Below are 18,803 nucleotides of genomic sequence, written 5' to 3' on the forward strand. Positions count from 1 at the left end.
ACACTTTGGTTAAAATGATTGTGATTGCTTATAAAATCTTACTTACCATCTACCATGTATACTGAACCATCCCCCCAAGTTCCAACATAGTAATTGTTTTTATAATATGCTAATGCAACTGCTCCCGATAAAGACGAAGCTAAATTTGTTACTTTTTTCGTTTTTACATCAATTTGTCGCAGCATTCCAGCACCATTATCAATGACCGCCACAACATTTGATGAAATTGTTGCAATACCAACTCCTGGAACTTCGAATTGATCACCTAATTCAGTTTTATTACCGTTAGGTTCGATCATGGTCAAACGACCGCTATATTGAGATACAACTAAGCTATTATCAGCAAGTTGAGTAACACCAACAGGCGTATTCAATCCTCGTGCTACGATAGTCTTTTGTTTCGTGTCTAAATCAAGTGATACAATTTCACCAGTTGAACGATTAGTGACTAATAGTCTACCATCATTAGAAAAAGAGATACCGGTAGGGGTTTGATAGCCCTCTGATATTTTTTGTGATTGGCCGTTCGGCGTAATTTTTAAAATATAGTCATCACTATAAGATGAAACATAGATATTATCTTGTTTGTCAATGACTATTCCTGCTGGAGAAGAGATACCTGTATAAACGGTCTCATGTTCACCATTTTCTTTAACTTTTACAATTGAATCACCAGACCAATTGGTCACATACATCACACCAGAGCTATCAAAAGCGATTCCTGTTGGGGCATTAAAACCCGAAGCTAACTTTGTTGAATTTGCCATACTAAATCCTGCATAAAAGAAGCAAAACATAAATAGAAAGAAATGTGATAATCTTTTTTTCATAACGAGTTTCCTTAATAATTAACTGCTACATTTTTAATGTATTGAATACCAACAATAGCTAAGATTAGAATAATGATCCCACTCCAAACCATGCTTTGATAAACTATACCCAATAGATAAGTGCCAATAATGCCTCACGTCAAACAAGAGATTAGACATTGATTCAATGAACAAAATAACATTTAGAGATTGATTAAGCTTAAGAAAGGGTAACTAACAAAACAAGAATTGAAAAATACATATTTTGTTATACGAAATTCGTATTGTAGAAAAAACAATATAAACTAATGTAAAAAGGAAAGATCTTATTCATAATAATGATTCGATTGAGCTAAGATAAATAGCAAAGTCATTTGAACATCTGTTAAGTAACTTATGAGGAATAGTAAATTTATAGATATTGATAGCAAAAAATTATCAAATATTTAACAATAATTTTTTGCTGTCTGCGAAAAACTTCATTTTTCTGGTGCAGCTGAAAAACTAGGTATAAGCCCCTACTTTCAACTCAAATAAAAATTTGGAAGAAACCTTACAAAGTACACTTTTTTTAAAAAACTCACACAACATCGTATTATCCAAAGATGAGGAAATACTAAAATCAAAAGCAAAATTATTAAGTGATCTCCTAGCTAAAGTAAAATAAACAAAACTAACTATTTTGAAAAGTTATTATAGGAATAACTAAAACATTAGTTTTTAAATATATTAATTTTTTATTTACCTTTATTTGGCACCATAAACCTAAAAATCACGTCGATTAATAAAGGCATTATTGATTTTTTAATTTAAGTTTAAACCATAGAATATGGTTAATTTAAAGAAATTATTTTCTACCCTTTCCTTAAAATTTATACTACTTCATTGACAATAATAATGACCTGAATAAAAAATTTATCTGGTAATATTTTTTAGGAGATATTGTGAGCATCATTCTGAATGACTTTATGATTTTTTAAGAGTTAGATCGTTTTTAACAAATATTGCTTGCCAGCATTAAAACCATTACAATGAGGCACAATTAACCACTATTTTTTATTTTTATGATTACCTATACTGATGCCACTTTAGACGATTTGCCCTTTATTGTTGATGTTTATAACTCTACCATTGCTAGCCGTCAAATTACGGCCGATTTGGAGCCGGTGTCAGTTGAAAGTCGTGTAGTTTGGTTTAATCAGCATAATCCTAAAAATCGACCTATTTGGTTAATCAAATATTCAAATCAACCATGTGGTTGGGTAAGTTTATCCTCTTTTTATGGTCGTGCAGCTTTTGAAAAAACAGTTGAGATCAGTTTGTACCTACATGAGGATTTTAGAGGAAAAAAAATCGGTCAAACAACCATCGAACGCATTGAATTATTTGCCAAACAAGCTGGTATTGAATCCATATTCAGCTATGTTTTTGGGCATAATCTTCCTAGTATGAATCTATTTAAAAAAATGAATTATCAACAATGGGCATTATTACCTAAAATTGCCGAACTTGATGGCGTTAAACGTGATTTAGTTATTTTAGGAAAGCATCTGGATTAAATCACCTATCTGTTTTTATCTATTTTGTTTTTTTATAGGAAAACTCAAAACATGAGCTTTTTAAAATATTTCCAATTTTTATATCATCAAGCCAAAATTACCAGCATTTTAGTAGTAATTAATGTTGCATGGTTTATTATTTCTCGCATTTTTGATATGCGAGGATTATCAGATTTTAGTCAAAGTAAGTTTTTAATTGACTGGGGAGCTGATGTTGCCCAACTTACATTTTCTGGTGAATATTGGCGACTTTTTACTAATATTTTCATGCATGTAGGATTAGCACATCTTGCTATGAATATGTTAGCACTATGGAGTATTGGCGTTATTTTAGAAAAATTAATACCTCCTTTAGCCTTTATTGGAATCTATTTGCTATCGGGTTTATTTGGAAGTTTAGCAAGTGATGTTGCCACAATACATATTAATGTCATTAGCTGCGGCGCTTCAGGGGCAATTTTAGGTATCATCACCGCCCTACTTGCTTACTCATTGATTAATCGTACTGATTTACAAGAGATGCCTATCAAATCCATTGTGGTGAGTTTATTACTCACTGCTGGATTGGGTTTATTACCTTCTATTGATAATATGGCACATATTGGTGGTGCAATAACCGGGTTTATCTTAGGAGGATTAATCACGCTTTGTTTGAAAAAATTTCGATATCAAAGCCAAATCTGTACAATATTAACAGTCCTAATCTTTGCCAGTGCAATTCTAATTTTATATTGGGGTTATCAGCATTATCAATATGATTTTTTGATAAATGGTTATAGGTATTAATAAAAAAAGGCGCATCAAAGGTGAAGTGACCCCATAAAGTTGGACACTTTTATTAAGCGGCTTGTAAGGCCTGATTTCGATATTCAACTGGAGTCAGGCCTTTTAATTTGGCTTTAATCCGTTTGGTGTTGTAGTATTCTATATATTCTTCTATTTTTTCAATCAATTCATCTGCATCTTGAAAGCATTGTCCATGATACATTTCTGATTTTAATAGACCAAAAAAGTTTTCAGCTACCGCATTATCTAAACAATTTCCTTTTCTGGACATACTTTGTTTGATGCCATTATTAGCTAGTAGCTTCTGATAATGATGATTTCTATATTGCCAGCCTTGGTCACTATGTAGTAACGGTTTTTCATACTGTTTTAATCGTGATATCCCTTTTTGAAGCATATCTGTCACCAAGGTCAAACGTGCATTTTTAGCCACTTTATAAGCTATTACTTCTTGATTATATAAATCGATAATGGGCGATAGGTAAATTTTCTGTTCATTTACCTTAAATTCTGTGACATCTGTCACCCATTTTTCATTCGGTCTCGATGATTCAAAATCTCTTTTAAGATAATTATCGGCTGTTTTACCTGTCTCTCCACGATAAGAACGATATTTTTTAGGTCTTACTGTCGATTTGAGATTAAGCTGACCCATTAATCGTTGTACCGTTTTATGATTGAGCTTAATTCCTTCATTTATCAACGCTAAATGAATTCGACGATAACCATAACGCCCTTTATGTTCATGGTAAATCGATTCAATACGTTTTAACTCATTTTCATAAGCAGACGGGGTTTTCAACCTATTAACATGATAATAAAAAACACTTTTTGCCAGTTTTGTTGCTGATAACAAATGTCTTAAGGAATACTGATATTTAAGCGCTAAAACAACTAACGTTTTTTCTTTGTTTGTTGACGTTTTGCTTGCTTCAGCTCTTCTAACTTTTTTAGAACAGCATTTTCTGCTCGTAGATAAGCTATTTCCTCTTTTAATGCTTCAATTGTTTTTTCATCATCACTGTGAGTACGGGGTTGCTTCATACAGGGTTTTCCTCTGGAACGATATTCAAGCCCTCGGAAACCTTTTTTATGATATCTATCAAGCCAAACAAATAGAAGACCGGGGGAGCTTAAATTAAGCATAGCACTAGTGTGCCCGAGAGACCAATTATTTGTCCACATTAATTTTAGTGCTTGTAATCTTGCTTCGGCATGACGTAAATGAGGGGTTGGTTGAAAGGAGTTATCGCCATGAATCGCAACCACTTGCGACCAATACCGAATCTGACTAGAAGATATCGCATATTTTTTTGAAAGAATTTCCGATGATTCTCCTGATAAGAATTCATTAGCTATGATAATTTTTAAATCTCGACTATATTTTGACATAAAAAGACCCCCAGTTAGTGGTTGTCCAACTATTGGGGGTCACTTCATCAAAGGTGCGCCTTTTTCATGTTCTATGTATTGTTTTTCATTAATAGCTACTTAAGACTCGTGCAGGATCGATTTTACAAGCTCTTTGAGCTGGATAATAGCTAGCAACCAAACTTAACAACATTGCTGTAATAAACACAATCACAACATCAACAAGATGAATTTCAGACGGTAAAAAGTCAACAAAATAGATGTTACTGTTAAGGATTTTATGCCCCATCAAAGATTCCACGAGTTCCATGAGATTTGATAGTTGCCATGATAAAATCACCCCTAAAATCACCCCGATTAAACTTCCAATTAATCCTGAAATGACTCCATACCAAATAAAGATATGTTTAATTAAACGATTAGTTGCACCGAGTGTTTTTAAAATGGCAATGTCACGTTGTTTATCTTTAACAGCAATTACTAATGTCGAAACAATGTTGAAACAAGCGACACCAATAACAACAATCATAGCCAAATACATAATCTCTCTGATCATTTGAATGTCACGATACATAAAGCCGTAAGTTTGTTCCCAACTATTAAACGATAAGTTTTCATCCAGAGCTAACGCTGCCTGGCTAATAATATATCTAGCCTGATAAACATTATCTACATTGACCATAATGCCTGTGACGCTGTCGCCCATATTCAGTAACTTTTGTGCATCGGCTAATGGGAGCAAAGCAACACTATTACTAAGGCTTCCGCTTAAATCCAAAATTCCGATAACTTGCAAACGCACTCGTTTCGGAGGTTTAAGTTGATTAGAGTCGCTAGATACTGGTATTAATAAAGTCACCCAATCTTTTTCTTTTACAGCTAGCGTTTTGGCTAAACCAGAACCAATAATAATTTGTTGATTATCAGCTTTAAATTTTTGCCATTGATTATTTAATACATAATTGGGTAGTGTACTTATTGATTTTTCTTGATCGGGATCGATCGCTTCTACTTCAACTGCGCCAAGTTTACTCGCATTCTCAATTAAACCCGTAAAATTAACAAAAGGTGTAGCTGAGACAATGTGACTATTTCGTTTTAATTCATCTCGAACATCTCGCCAATTATCCAGATAACCATATTCGGGATAAAACTGCCCATGTGGAACAACGGACAATACTCGATTATGCAGTTCACGCTCAAAACCATTCATTGCACTTAACCCAATAATTAAAGCCGCAATACCAATGGCAATACTGAATGTGGAAATAATTGATATCAACGACACCATCCCACTTTTACGGCGTCCTTTGCGGAACTTAATGGCGGTGATTAATGATAAATTCATTGTAATTATCCATTAAATTTTTTCGGTTAATGAACGATTAGACAATTGTCCATCGCGCATAATTAATTGGTTATCAAGTTTATTGGCGAGTTCCAGATCATGTGTGACCACTAAAAATGCCGTGCCATGATCACGATTCAAACTTATCAATAAATCAAAAATGGAATCAGCCGTGGTTTTATCCAGATTACCTGTAGGTTCATCAGCCATGACCAGTGCTGGATTGTTGATAAGAGCTCGTCCTATTGCCACACGCTGGCGCTCCCCACCAGACAGTTCAGATGGTCTATGATTTGCACGTTTAACTAAATTAACCGATTCCAGCATTGCCATTGCTCGCTTTTTTGCATCATTAGGCTTTGCACCACTAATTAAGAGTGGCATAGCAACATTTTCTAATGCAGAAAAATCGGGTAATAAGTGGTGAAATTGATAGACAAACCCTATTTCTTGATTGCGAAGGTGAGCTTTTTCTCTTTCAGAAAGCTGATTTAATTGCTGAGACTTAAAAATGATTTCACCCGAAGTTGGTTTATCCAGTCCACCAAGAAGATGTAACAATGTACTCTTACCCGATCCAGAACTCCCAATAATCGCTAATAGAGATTTCGAATGGATATCAAACGATACGTTTTTTAAAACTTCGGTGACCATTTTGCCTTCATTATAAGTTTTACAAAGATTTTTTGCTGAAAGCAAGATTTGTGAATTATTCATAACGTAACGCCTCGGCTGGTTGAATATTGGCTGCACGATAGGCAGGGTAAATAGTTGAAATTAGCGATAACATAAGTAATCCAATAAAAATAACGATAATTTGTGTGGGTTCAACCAGCGACGGCAATTGAATACCAGCAAACGATAATCCAAACAATTGCATGATTTCATTTAAGTAACAAGCCAGTAACAACCCTATAGCACTACCTAATAGTGTTCCAATGATTCCTGAACTTGCGCCTTGAATAATAAAAATTAACATGATTTTAAATCGAGATAGACCTTGCGTTTTTAAAATCGCCACTTCACCTTGTTTTTCCATCACTAATAAACTTAACGAGGTTATAATATTAAAAGCTGCCACAATAACAATCAAACTGATTAATAGTCCCATGACATTTTTTTCCATTTTGATAGCTTGGAATAGTTCTCCTCGTTTTGCTCGCCAATCATTAAAGATTAGTCCTTCTGGTAATGGAGTATTTGTTACTGAGGTAATCTCTAACGGCTTATCTAAAAACAAACGCCAGCTTGTTATTATTCCTTCTTGATAGCGAAGCAGACGACGTGCATCAGTCTGGTTAACATAAATTAAGGCTTGATTGATGTCATGATTGATTGAAAACAGTCCGACGATATTAAATAACCTTTGTGAGGGAATACGACCAACTGGGGTGATCTGACTGGCATCAGTTACCATCAAGCGAATTTTATCGCCAACGGTTACACCCAGTTGATTGGCTAAAGTTAATCCAATAATGACATTATATTGCCCAGGCACAAGATCCGATACTGAACCACTATAGACATAATCGTTAATTGGATCACCATCATCTGGGTTGATTCCCATTAACGTGCTGACCATAATACCTTGTTCACTTTGCAAAACGACATCGCCTGTAACTAAAGGTGCCACATGATTAACACCGTTAATTTTCTTAAATTGCTCGCCCGCAATCTTATTAGGATCAATGCGACCTAGCGATGTGGTTATCTGAGCCTGAGGCAAGAATTTTAGTATGCTCCCCTGCATTTGATCTTCTAGTCCATTCATGACCGACAACACAACAATCAAGCCAATGGAGCCAAGCATAATACCGAGCATTGATAACCATGATACAAAGCGACCAAAACCATCAGTCTTTTGCCCATAGACATAACGCAAACCGATAAAAAATACTAATGGACGAAATATTTTTGACATAAACGTATATATTACCTGAAACTTTTTGACAAAGTTTAACGAGTTAATTGCAAAGTGCCTATCATACAGGATTAAACAGTTATAGAAAACAACCTCATACTTACGTTATAATCTAACATTAATTATTCAGCGAAACCATGCAAAATCAACATGTCAAAAACTCTTAATATTTCAACATTAATTCCTAAAAAATCAGGTGAAGTCAAACAAATTGGGCAGTTAATCGGATCATCTCTATCCCAATTTTGTGCTCAAGCCATTGATGCACACGATGGTTTAGTGGTGATTATTACAGATGATATGCAACAAACAACACGTATTCATGAAGAACTGAGACAGTTTTCACCACATCCTGCTATCTTTTTTCCTGATTGGGAAACACTGCCTTATGATAGTTTTTCACCGCATCAAGACATTGTCTCTGAGCGTCTCTCTTGCCTTTATCATTTAGGACATTTGACTAAGGGTGCTTTGATATTACCGATAAATACCTTAATGCAAAAGGTCTGCCCACAAAGCTATTTGGGCGGGCATGTGTTTATCATGAAAAAAGGTCTGCAAATTAGCCGTGAAAACTTACGTTTGCAACTTGAAAATGCAGGTTATCGCTCTGTCAGTCAAGTGATGGAACATGGTGAATATGCAACTCGTGGTGCTCTATTTGATATTTACCCTATGGGCAGTGATAAGCCTTATCGTATCGATTTTTTTGATGACGAAATAGATAGTATTCGCACATTTAATGTTGAATCTCAACGCACACTTGATGAAATAACTGAAATACAATTGTTGCCAGCCCATGAGTTTCCATTTGATAAAACCGCTATCGAACTTTTTAGAAGCCAATGGCGTGAAAGATTTCCGGTCAGATTAGAGCCAGAAAGTATTTATCAACAAGTCAGCAAAAATATTTTACCAACAGGCATTGAGTATTGGCAGGCCCTCTTTTTTAATGAGCCATTAACGCCCCTGTTTTCATATTTCTCAACTAACACACTCATTATTAACACCGTCAATATTGAGGCTCATGCCAATAAATTTTGGCAAGATGTTAACCAGCGTTATGATAGTCGTAAAGTCGATCCTATGCGACCATTATTAGAGCCTGTAATCATTTGGTCAAAAACCGACGAAATATTTGCCGATTTTAAAAAATACCCAAGACTGGTTTTATCGCACGAAGTTATCAGTGAATCTAATAAAAATGTTAATTTGGCTTATTCAAATTTGCCTGACCTTGCGATTGCTATTCAACAAAAAGATCCCTATTTGCAATTCCATCAATTCATCGAAAATTTCACAGGTAAGATTGTCTTTTCGGTTGAATCAGAAGGTCGTAAAGAAGCGTTACAAGAAATTTTAGGACGAATTCGTATTCATCCAACAACGATTAACCAACTAGATGAAATACATCATGTCGATGATCGCTTCTGTATAATTCTAGGTGCAAGTGAGCAAGGTTTTATTGATCAATCCGATAATTTTGCCTTTATCACTGAAAATGAATTATTAGGTCGCCGAATTATTCGACGTAAAAAAGAAAATAAACAAGCAATTAATACCGATACACTCATTCGAAGTTTGGCAGAATTAACACCCGGTAAACCTGTTGTCCATTTAGAGCATGGTGTGGGACGTTATGCGGGTCTAACCACGCTTGAAACAGGTGGCATTAATGCAGAATATTTGATCTTACTTTATGCCAATGAGACTAAGCTATATGTGCCCGTATCATCTTTAAATTTAATCAGCCGCTACTCAGGTGGGGATGAAGAAAATGCTCCACTGAATAAACTTGGCTCGGATGCATGGAGTAAAGCTAGACAAAAAGCGGCCGAAAAAGTACGAGATGTCGCAGCCGAATTACTCGATATTTATGCTGAGCGAGAAAGCAAACCGGGGTTTCAATTTAAGCAAGATCGAGAGCAATATGAACTGTTTTGTGAAGCTTTTCCTTATCAAGAAACGGAGGATCAACAAAACGCAATCGGTGCAGTAATTGGCGATATGTGTTCGCCTTATGCTATGGATCGATTGGTTTGTGGTGATGTTGGTTTCGGTAAAACTGAAGTTGCTATTCGAGCAGCATTTTTAGCGGTAATAAATCATAAACAAACCGCAGTTTTAGTCCCTACCACTCTACTTGCTGAACAACATTACGAAAACTTTTGTGATCGCTTCGCTAACTGGCCAATCCGAATTGAAAGCTTGTCCCGTTTTAAAACAGCTAAACAACAACAAGCGATTATTCAAGCTCTAGGTGAAGGTAAAGTAGATATCGTAATTGGTACTCATAAACTACTACAAGAAGATGTTAAATGGAAAGATCTTGGTTTATTGATCGTCGATGAAGAACATCGCTTTGGTGTTCGCCAAAAAGAACGAATTAAAGCGATGCGTGCCAATATTGATATATTAACCCTCACTGCTACGCCAATTCCACGTACGCTTAATATGGCAATGAGCGGTATGCGCGATCTTTCGATTATTGCTACCCCACCCGCTCGTCGTTTAGCGGTTAAAACCTTTGTACGCGAATACGATGATCTGGTGATTCGAGAAGCAATTTTACGTGAAATTTTACGTGGCGGTCAGATCTACTACTTACATAATGATGTTTCAGACATTGAAAAAGTAAGTGAAAAACTTGCTGAATTAGTTCCAGAAGCGCGTATTGCCATTGGTCATGGTCAAATGCACGAACGTGACTTGGAACGAGTCATGAATGACTTTCATCATCAACGCTTTAATTTACTGGTTTGTACCACAATTGTCGAAACGGGGATTGATATTCCGAATGCAAATACGATCATCATTGAACGAGCTGATAAATTTGGTTTGGCGCAATTACATCAGTTGCGAGGTCGTGTTGGTCGTTCCTATCATCAGGCTTATGCTTACTTATTAACGCCACATCCAAAACTACTTAGTAAAGATGCTAAAAAACGTCTGGAAGCTATTGCATCACTTGAAGATTTAGGTGCAGGTTTTGCTTTAGCAACACATGATCTTGAAATTCGGGGGGCGGGAGAATTATTGGGCAGTGACCAGAGTGGTCAAATAGAAACGATTGGCTTTAATCTATATATTGAATTACTTAATGATGCGGTTAAATCACTTAAGGAAGGTAAAGAGCCAACCCTTGAATCGCTTCTTAATAACCAGCAAACCGAAGTTGAATTACGTTTGCCAACTTTGATTCCTGACGATTTTATTCCTGATGTTAATACCCGACTGTCATTATATAAACGGATTGCTAGTGTTGAAACAATTGACGAATTAACAGATATACAAATCGAAATGCGTGATCGGTTTGGCAAGCTACCCGATGCCGTACTATTTTTATTAGAAACAACTAAAATTCGTTATCAGGCAAACAAATTAGGAATCACTAAAATTGAATTTGGTGAAAAAGGTGGTTTTATTGAATTTGGTAAGAACAATAAAATTTCTGTGGATTATTTAATTGAAATGATTCAAAAATCACCAAAAAATTATCGCCTTGAGGCCGCAAATCGATTAAAATTGCTGAGTTCACATTTAGAACGAAGTGATCGTATTGGATATATTAAAAATTTGTTGGCTGATTTTTCTAACCATCAAGAGTTATAATGGATAAAATATAAAAAGAGAATTAAGATGAAAAAAAGTATAATAGCGACAGGAGTTATTGCAATATTAGCATTCGGATATATTGGGACTTCAATGTATACCGGAAATTTAATCGAAGAAAACCTCGACACTAACTTAGCTGAGTTTGCCCAGCAAGTTAACAGCAGTCAACAAATTTTTAATCTACAAATTTCACATAATAATGATGAAAAAGGGATATTTTCGACCAAAACACATCTTAAAGTCACCTTGACACAAAAAAACCAAATAATTAATGACGATGATCCTGTTATTGTATTATATGATGATGATGCAACCATTCATCATGGTCCATTCCCTTTAGCCTCCCTTGCTAATGGTTCATTTTCCCCTCAGTTAGCTTGGTTAGAATTTGCTATAACCGAAAAAACCAATCCAACACTATGGAAATTAGCTGGCAATAAACCTTTTATTTCTGGTCATGCAGGTTTAAGTTACAGCGATTATCTTACCGTCAAATTAACAACTGAAGGCATCAAACTAACCCATTCCGACTTTGATCTTATTGAGGATGACGGTGTATTTGAACTAGGTAAATGGAATATTGTATTTGAAAAGCAGAATAATGGCTCTGACCTATCGATGGAAGCATCCCTTGATAAACTTAATCTTGTAATAGACCCAAATAACGTAATTTCTTTCAATGGGTTAAATATGTCACTTAAACCAGAACAAGATAAATCTACTGTTGAATATGATATAAATATTAGTAGTTTAAAAATGAAAAGTATTGAATATGGTTCATATACCGATATCGATTTTAATGATTTAACCTCCAAAGGAAATATTAATTATAAAGACTATAAGATCAGTGACCAAAGTGAAATTAATCGATTAATTATATCAACTAATAGAAGTACATCTAGTGCAGCTAATAACATTGAATTGAATAAATTCGTTTTAAACCAGCAAATGGAATTGAACAAAAAAAACCACGCGGTTGATGGATCATTATTCACAAGTGTTGATTCAATTATCTATGGCAAACAAAACTTAGGTAATGGTTCATTGGATTTAAACTTTAAAGGTCTCGACAAGAAAGATATTTTTAATCGATTTTATATGGACTATTTAGATGATTTACAAGACTTTATTGAGGAAATGCCATTTAACACAACCATCACACTTAATAAGCTTAACTGGCATAATGATGCAGGTGATATTAATGTAAGTTTTCTTTTTGATATTAACGATTTAAATTATTTTACTGACGATGAGGATGATACTTCAAGCGAAATTGATGACAAAATAGATGCATTACAATTAAAAATTGAAGCTCCATTTAATGTTATGGCTCGATTTTATGCACAATTCGAAAATTCTCAAAACAGTCAAGTTACTGAACAACAAGTTAATAGCGTCAAATCAAACATTAAGTTAAGTACTGAAATGTTTTTGGGTAACATACCAATTTTTGTTTTCAATAATGGTCAAACCGACGGTATTTTTTCAGATGTCAGTCTCACCAAAGATAGTGATGAAGTTCAAGTCAATGGTGAAATCATGTCAAAGAAAGATTTCTTTTATAATTTTTAATAAATAAAAGTGAACAATTCAATTAGCCTTTTCCGTCAGTTACACTGACGGAATATTAACCTTTAAATGCTAAAAATAATATACTTATGAATACTCATTCTACACCCTTAAATGAAAATCAATTTAAACGCACCATGAAAACCCGACATTTAATTATGCTTTCTTTAGGTGGCGTAATTGGTACTGGGTTATTTTTTAATACTGGATACATTATTGCCACAGCTGGCGCAGTTGGTGCAATAATCTCCTATTTAATTGGTGCGTTAGTGGTGTATTTGGTCATGTTATGTCTGGGTGAGTTGGCTGTTGCCATGCCTGAAACAGGGGCCTTTCACACTTATGCTTCGCGCTTTATCAGTCCCGCTACTGGCTATACAGTTGCTTGGTTATATTGGTTAACTTGGACTGTTGCCTTGGGTTCAAGCTTAACTGCTGCGGGCATGTGTATGCAATACTGGTTCCCAAATATTCCAGTATGGGTTTGGTGTTTAATTTTTTGTTTAGTGATTTTTGCACTAAACATTATTACAGCACAATTTTTTGCTGAAAGTGAATTTTGGTTCTCAATAATTAAAGTCATCACCATTGTCGTATTTATTATTGCTGGTACGGCGGCTATATTTGGTTTTATTCCAATGAAAAATGATATGCCTGCGCCATTCTTACACAACATTACTGATCATGGTTGGTTTCCTAATGGCATAATTCCAATAGTCATGACAATGGTATCGGTAAACTTTGCATTTTCAGGAACAGAGCTTATTGGTATTGCTGCGGGTGAAACCCATAATCCTGAAAAATCAATTCCGTTAGCCATAAAAACCACTATTTTCCGATTAATCATCTTTTTTGTTGGCACCATTTTTGTGTTAGCTGCACTTTTACCAATGGAACAAGCTAGCGTTGTGACTAGTCCGTTTGTGATGGTATTTGAAAATATTGGCATTCCTTATGCTGCTGATATCTTTAACTTTGTAATTTTAACTGCGATTTTATCCGCAGCAAATTCTGGACTTTATGCTTCAGGTCGCATGTTGTGGTCACTATCAAATCAAGGTACATTACCAAAATGCTTTGCTCAATTAACCGATAAAGGAATCCCAACAACAGCTATTGCCGTCAGCATGTTAGGAGGATTATTAGCTCTGTTTTCAAGTATCATTGCTCCTAATACCGTATTTGTTGCTTTAACGGCAATTTCTGGATTTGCAGTTGTAGCCGTATGGTTAAGTATTTGTGCTTCTCACTATTTTTATAGAAAACAATTATCACCATCCGAGCAAAAAAACCTTAAATTTAAAGCTCCATTATATCCATTTGTGCCAATTTTAGGTTTTATTCTTTGTCTTGTTGCTTGTATCGGTTTAGCGTTTGATCCTGAACAACGTATTGCGCTATATTGTGGCATTCCGTTTGTGATTGTTTGCTTTATTGTTCATCATTTAACCCAAGCATTGAAAAAACAAGTTAGAAATCATGAAAGATAATAATCCTATAAAACCGCTTTTAGAACAGAAAAAACACATGATCATTGATGGTGCGTTAGCAAGTGAACTGCAACGTCGTGGTTGCGATCTTAATGACAGTCTATGGTCAGCCAAAGTATTAATTGAACAGCCTGAATTAATTCAACAAGTACATTATGATTATTTTAAAGCTGGTGCCGATTGCGCCATTACTGCGAGCTATCAAGCAACGCCAATGGGATTTGCCCAAAAAGAAATTGAGCTGGAAGAATCCATCAAGTTAATTAAAACCAGCGTAAAATTAGCCCAACAAGCAAAAATGCAATATCTAAACGATATAAAAGAGGATAAAGCTCTCTTAATTGCGGGTTCCGTTGGGCCATATGGTGCTTATCTTGCCAATGGTTCGGAATATACGGGCGATTACCAGCTTAGCGAGAGTGAATTTATTGCATTTCATAAAGATCGGGTTACAGCGCTTATAGATGCAGGTGTAGATATTTTAGCCTGTGAAACGATGCCATCATTTTTGGAAATTAAAGCTTTGGCTAAATTAATACAACAATTTCCAATGGTTAATTGCTGGTTTTCATTAACATTAAAAGATCAACAACACATTAGCGACGGTACACCATTAACAGAGGTTATTGAATATTTAAATAGCATTGAGCAAATTGTCAGTGTTGGCATTAATTGCATTGCCCTAGAAAAAGTCACACCTGCTTTAGAAGTACTAAGTAAACTAACCAGTAAACCGCTGATTGTTTATCCTAATTCAGGCGAGGAGTATGACCCTACCACTAAACAATGGCATAAAAATCATCATCACAACTGTACTTTTGCCAATCAGTTAGATACATGGATAAAATTAGGTGCCAAATTAATCGGCGGTTGTTGCCAAACAACCCCAGAAGATATTGTTGAAATTCATCAATTATTAAATAAAAATTAGCCTTATTCTGTCCACAACTATCCATATATAATTACCTATGTAAAACAACATAACAACTGCCGAATTTATATTAATTCGGTAGTTGTTATTTAATAGCTAATTAAATTTTTTATCGTGAGTAATTATAAGTTACCGTTGCTTTAGAAATGAGATGAGCATTAACCATAAAACCAATTAGCGCAGGTGTGGTTTGTTCATTTACGTCTATATGATCAATATCAAGTGCATATAATGTAAATTGATAACGATGGTCAGATTTTTCAGGAGGACATGGGCCGCCGTAACTAGCTACCCCAAAGTCATTACGCACCACTTGGCTACCTTTAGGTAATAGATCAGGGTTATTACCAGCAGAACGCTTAAGTGCAGTTACATCAACAGGAATATTAACTACTGTCCAATGCCACCAGCCAGAGCCCGTCGGCGCATCAGGATCATACATAGTTATTACTAAGCTTTTTGCATCTTTAGGTACATTATGCCACGAAATATTGGGTGATATATTTTCTCCTCGGCAACCGAATTGATTATAAATAAATTTATTAGTAAAACCATCTTTGACAAGATCTGGAACAGCTAACTGCATTTCCGATGCTAAACAGCTAGCAGACCCTAACATTAAGACACAACACATTATCGGTTTTAGTTTATTAATCATATTCATATGAATCCTTATATATATTTTATTTAATTAGATTAATACATTAATACTTAATGGATACTATAAACATTGTATACAGAAAGATAAATATCATATTTTTGATTTATTTATATTTATATAATTATTCGCGTTTAGATAAGCATATTACTTACAACTGTATACTTGTAAAAAATATTCAGATATCTATACCGTTTCATTTTTTATCAACACTCATTTTATTCTTTAATATTTTCCATTTTGGCATCATATCTTTTACATCAATCTATTTTTTTCAAAGATATAATCTTAGTTGTTTAGATTTTATCATTTACAATTTTACAAATGTTAATACGTGATTTTTAACTAACCATATAACCAATATAATGAAGTTTGTTATATAATTTTTTTATTATGATAGATTTAAAAGACATCATCGCGATTGAAAGACAAATAAGCATTATTTTGAAACTCGTATCGCATTAATAAATAGGATAAAATAAAGATAAATTGTTTTGCTTTTCAATAATATAGTCGTATTATTTTTCTTAAATTTGCATCTTAGTGAAATATGTTAAAAATAGTAAAAGTGTCACCATAATTATTCTTATAATTCAGTATAAACTTCATTGAAATGAATTTAAATACTATTACTAATATTTAATCTATTATTAGTAGAATTATAATATTTTTTCCTAAAAATATCATCATTCTGATTGTTATCATGATTTACTAAAATTCCAAAACTAAGAATTAAATTAAGATTGAAATGATGTTTGATTAAAATTGATTAAGTCATTTGAATAATACCTAAGTTAAGTTGAGCAAACGCATTATTCTTTTGTGCAGATTTTTTATACCAATAAAGCTCTTTTTTGTAGTTATCTAAATCTGAACCCAATCCACTAGTTGTTAAATATAAATTACCTAATTCAACTTGCGCAGGTATATAATCTTGTTGAGCCGATTTTTCTAAAAAATATAATGCTTTTGAACTGTCTGATTTAACATCAAATCCAAATCGATAATTTATGCCTAATTCATATTGAGCTTTTGCATAATTTTGTTTTGCGGCTTTTTCTAACCAAATAAACGATTTTTCAGAGTCACCGCGCTCTGAATAAATAACAGATAAAGCAAATTCAGCTTCTGCATATCCTTGTTCTGCTGATTGCTGATACCAATAAAAAATTTTATTATTATTTTTTTCATCAACGTTTTTCGATAACAGCAAATTTGCTAAATGATGGTGAATATCTTACCAACGATTTACTCTAAAACTTTTCTAATATTAGTTTTTTTCTGGAAGTAATAATGCTTTTTTAACAAGATAATGTTCACCTTCAGGAGCATTAATTAAATCCCAGCTTAAATTATTACCTTGAATTGTTATAACCGCTAAACCATTTATACCGCCAAAAGTACTATCAAAATGAACCTTAATTTTATTGTCAATTAAGGTAGAAGAAAAAAGAATAGGACAATCAATTTTATTACCATATTGGATAATTGAACATAATTCTCCATTAACTTTGTCATTATCCTCAAATTTTAACTCTATTGAGAAAATACTATAGGGTATTTCATTACTGTCTGTATAGATTTCTTCAGTCCAACTTCCTTCTTTAGGTAATGCATGTAAATAATTAAAGTTAAACAGAAACAATAAAATAACAAATATTTTGAATATACAATTAATTTTCATTCAATCTTTACCTTTAAACAATCATCAACTCTATTTAATCAACTCAGGATTGGCAACAAGGTCAATTTTAGTTTCAAATGTTTTTTCGTGCCGTGTATGTTGTTTTATTAATCTTTGATACAAGCATCAATAGCAGAACAGTGAAGCCATTTTTTAATCATCTTATTTTTTTTTGTTGTATAATTAATCTCATAAAAATTATTTTGTGATCGTACTAAATCAACGATATCTCCCTTAATCAAATACATATTTGTCATATTATTTATATCGGGTTTGTCAAATAGATGGGATTTCATAGTGATATTGTAAGAATTTTCGTAACCAACTACTTTTTTGCTTACAATACAATTCCCTTTTACTGTACCATCTTCCCATCCATAATAGGTAGGCCGTATTTTATGAAACCAATCATCATTATTCATTAACTCATTTAGCTCTTGATTGATTAGATTGTAACAATAAATAGTGGTAACATCTGTATCCGATGACCACACTTGTGATTCGAAACTTACTTTATTTAGCGTAAATAAATTTCTATTTTTATTAAATCCTATATCATAATATATTTTAAAATGACCTCGATCAGGGAAACGAGTAATTACCCTAAGGATATTATTCTCATCATAGCGGGTTAATATATTCTTGACACGATTTCCACCATCCTCATCAAAACTTGGAATTTTTGTGATTAATTTATTATTTTGATAAAGTTCAATACTATCTCTTTCGTTTTCAGTATCAAATTTTGCGCGGTTAACCACATTATGATCGATATTAAATGTGACTTTTTCAGCATATGAATTTCCAAAAAAAATCATCAAAAAAATAGTTAATATTAATTTAAATTTCATTATTGTATTTTGCCTTGATTAAGGTATTTACTAATCCTTTTTTAGTTAAATAGTTGCCCAGCTTATTTATTTTAAAAAAATACTTTATACGAATTATTTTTAATTTCTACCATTCAAACAATTCCATATAAGATTATTTTTATCAACAGAACAAAGTTTATTAACTGATTTCAGTTTAGAATTTTTTTCATTACTCCACTGCTATGCAGTT

Annotated in this window: 16 protein-coding genes; 6 read left to right on the forward strand and 10 right to left on the reverse strand. The window is 33.7% G+C overall.

Annotated elements, in window-relative coordinates:
- Positions 1–38: 38 nt before the first annotated feature.
- Positions 39–830, reverse strand: coding sequence for a Vgb family protein (locus AC5LW9_RS08865; RefSeq protein ID WP_198228955.1), 792 nt, complete (start codon positions 828–830; stop codon positions 39–41).
- A 1,043-nt stretch (positions 831–1,873) separates the two neighbouring features.
- Between AC5LW9_RS08865 and AC5LW9_RS08870 the strand changes: the two genes are divergently transcribed.
- Together AC5LW9_RS08870 and AC5LW9_RS08875 are read left to right on the forward strand one after the other, a co-directional pair.
- Positions 1,874–2,368, forward strand: a complete 495-nt coding sequence (locus AC5LW9_RS08870; protein WP_198228954.1) for a GNAT family N-acetyltransferase — start codon at positions 1,874–1,876, stop codon at positions 2,366–2,368.
- Positions 2,369–2,419: 51 nt separating this feature from the next.
- Positions 2,420–3,154: a rhomboid family intramembrane serine protease gene (locus tag AC5LW9_RS08875; protein ID WP_493455691.1), complete on the forward strand. Its 735-nt coding sequence runs from the start codon at positions 2,420–2,422 to the stop codon at positions 3,152–3,154.
- Positions 3,155–3,206: 52 nt separating this feature from the next.
- Here AC5LW9_RS08875 and AC5LW9_RS08880 read toward each other — a convergent pair whose 3' ends face one another.
- From AC5LW9_RS08880 to lolC, 5 genes are all read right to left on the reverse strand, one after another.
- Positions 3,207–4,151: an IS3 family transposase gene (locus AC5LW9_RS08880; RefSeq protein ID WP_143422572.1), complete on the reverse strand. Its 945-nt coding sequence runs from the start codon at positions 4,149–4,151 to the stop codon at positions 3,207–3,209.
- Positions 4,049–4,546, reverse strand: coding sequence for a transposase (locus tag AC5LW9_RS08885; RefSeq protein WP_493455692.1), 498 nt, complete (start codon positions 4,544–4,546; stop codon positions 4,049–4,051). The genes AC5LW9_RS08880 and AC5LW9_RS08885 overlap by 103 nt, the downstream gene beginning before the upstream one ends.
- An 88-nt stretch (positions 4,547–4,634) precedes the next feature.
- Positions 4,635–5,879, reverse strand: coding sequence for a lipoprotein-releasing ABC transporter permease subunit LolE (lolE, locus tag AC5LW9_RS08890; RefSeq protein WP_493456609.1), 1,245 nt, complete (start codon positions 5,877–5,879; stop codon positions 4,635–4,637).
- A gap of 6 nt (positions 5,880–5,885) precedes the next feature.
- Positions 5,886–6,590 carry a lipoprotein-releasing ABC transporter ATP-binding protein LolD gene (lolD, locus tag AC5LW9_RS08895; protein ID WP_493455693.1) on the reverse strand — a complete coding sequence of 235 codons (705 nt, stop codon included), beginning with the start codon at positions 6,588–6,590 and terminating at the stop codon, positions 5,886–5,888.
- Entirely contained in the window at positions 6,583–7,785 is a 1,203-nt protein-coding gene (gene lolC / locus AC5LW9_RS08900) for a lipoprotein-releasing ABC transporter permease subunit LolC (RefSeq protein ID WP_493456610.1), read from the reverse strand. Before lolC ends, lolD begins: the two co-directional genes overlap by 8 nt.
- Before the next feature lie 159 nt (positions 7,786–7,944).
- On the opposite strand from lolC, the gene mfd reads away from it, so the two are divergent.
- The 4 genes from mfd (at position 7,945) to mmuM (ending at position 15,399) form a co-directional block, all read left to right on the forward strand.
- Positions 7,945–11,406, forward strand: a complete 3,462-nt coding sequence (gene mfd / locus AC5LW9_RS08905; protein WP_493455694.1) for a transcription-repair coupling factor — start codon at positions 7,945–7,947, stop codon at positions 11,404–11,406.
- A 27-nt stretch (positions 11,407–11,433) separates the two neighbouring features.
- Complete coding sequence (locus AC5LW9_RS08910; protein WP_493455695.1) at positions 11,434–12,981, forward strand: DUF945 family protein; 1,548 nt, start codon at positions 11,434–11,436, stop codon at positions 12,979–12,981.
- Between the two features lie 86 nt (positions 12,982–13,067).
- A complete protein-coding gene (gene mmuP, locus AC5LW9_RS08915; RefSeq protein ID WP_493454157.1) occupies positions 13,068–14,468 on the forward strand; it encodes an S-methylmethionine permease in 1,401 nt (466 codons plus the stop codon).
- A complete protein-coding gene (gene mmuM, locus AC5LW9_RS08920) occupies positions 14,458–15,399 on the forward strand; it encodes a homocysteine S-methyltransferase (protein ID WP_493455696.1) in 942 nt (313 codons plus the stop codon). Before mmuP ends, mmuM begins: the two co-directional genes overlap by 11 nt.
- A gap of 109 nt (positions 15,400–15,508) precedes the next feature.
- Here the strand turns inward: mmuM and AC5LW9_RS08925 are convergent, their stop codons facing one another.
- The 4 genes from AC5LW9_RS08925 to AC5LW9_RS08940 form a co-directional block, all read right to left on the reverse strand.
- Positions 15,509–16,057 carry a YbhB/YbcL family Raf kinase inhibitor-like protein gene (locus AC5LW9_RS08925; protein ID WP_198231979.1) on the reverse strand — a complete coding sequence of 183 codons (549 nt, stop codon included), beginning with the start codon at positions 16,055–16,057 and terminating at the stop codon, positions 15,509–15,511.
- Between the two features lie 769 nt (positions 16,058–16,826).
- Positions 16,827–17,270 (reverse strand): tetratricopeptide repeat protein, encoded by a 444-nt coding sequence (locus AC5LW9_RS08930; RefSeq protein WP_198229134.1) that lies wholly within the window; start codon positions 17,268–17,270, stop codon positions 16,827–16,829.
- 57 nt (positions 17,271–17,327) lie between these two features.
- Positions 17,328–17,741: a hypothetical protein gene (locus AC5LW9_RS08935; protein ID WP_198236777.1), complete on the reverse strand. Its 414-nt coding sequence runs from the start codon at positions 17,739–17,741 to the stop codon at positions 17,328–17,330.
- A gap of 107 nt (positions 17,742–17,848) precedes the next feature.
- Positions 17,849–18,592, reverse strand: coding sequence for a hypothetical protein (locus AC5LW9_RS08940; protein ID WP_198236776.1), 744 nt, complete (start codon positions 18,590–18,592; stop codon positions 17,849–17,851).
- Positions 18,593–18,803 lie beyond the last annotated feature (211 nt).

The organism is Gilliamella sp. LMG 34360 (genome assembly GCF_984568995.1).

What these genes read in the sequence shown, in the direction of transcription:
- AC5LW9_RS08865 (WP_198228955.1), bottom strand. Translation starts at nt 830, where the DNA reads ATGAAAAAAAGATTATCACATTTCTTTCTATTTATGTTTTGCTTCTTT.
- AC5LW9_RS08870 (WP_198228954.1), top strand. Translation starts at nt 1,874, where the DNA reads ATGATTACCTATACTGATGCCACTTTAGACGATTTGCCCTTTATTGTT.
- AC5LW9_RS08875 (WP_493455691.1), top strand. Translation starts at nt 2,420, where the DNA reads ATGAGCTTTTTAAAATATTTCCAATTTTTATATCATCAAGCCAAAATT.
- AC5LW9_RS08885 (WP_493455692.1), bottom strand. Translation starts at nt 4,546, where the DNA reads ATGTCAAAATATAGTCGAGATTTAAAAATTATCATAGCTAATGAATTC.
- lolD (WP_493455693.1), bottom strand. Translation starts at nt 6,590, where the DNA reads ATGAATAATTCACAAATCTTGCTTTCAGCAAAAAATCTTTGTAAAACT.
- mfd (WP_493455694.1), top strand. Translation starts at nt 7,945, where the DNA reads ATGTCAAAAACTCTTAATATTTCAACATTAATTCCTAAAAAATCAGGT.
- AC5LW9_RS08910 (WP_493455695.1), top strand. Translation starts at nt 11,434, where the DNA reads ATGAAAAAAAGTATAATAGCGACAGGAGTTATTGCAATATTAGCATTC.
- mmuP (WP_493454157.1), top strand. Translation starts at nt 13,068, where the DNA reads ATGAATACTCATTCTACACCCTTAAATGAAAATCAATTTAAACGCACC.
- mmuM (WP_493455696.1), top strand. Translation starts at nt 14,458, where the DNA reads ATGAAAGATAATAATCCTATAAAACCGCTTTTAGAACAGAAAAAACAC.
- AC5LW9_RS08925 (WP_198231979.1), bottom strand. Translation starts at nt 16,057, where the DNA reads ATGATTAATAAACTAAAACCGATAATGTGTTGTGTCTTAATGTTAGGG.
- AC5LW9_RS08935 (WP_198236777.1), bottom strand. Translation starts at nt 17,741, where the DNA reads ATGAAAATTAATTGTATATTCAAAATATTTGTTATTTTATTGTTTCTG.
- AC5LW9_RS08940 (WP_198236776.1), bottom strand. Translation starts at nt 18,592, where the DNA reads ATGAAATTTAAATTAATATTAACTATTTTTTTGATGATTTTTTTTGGA.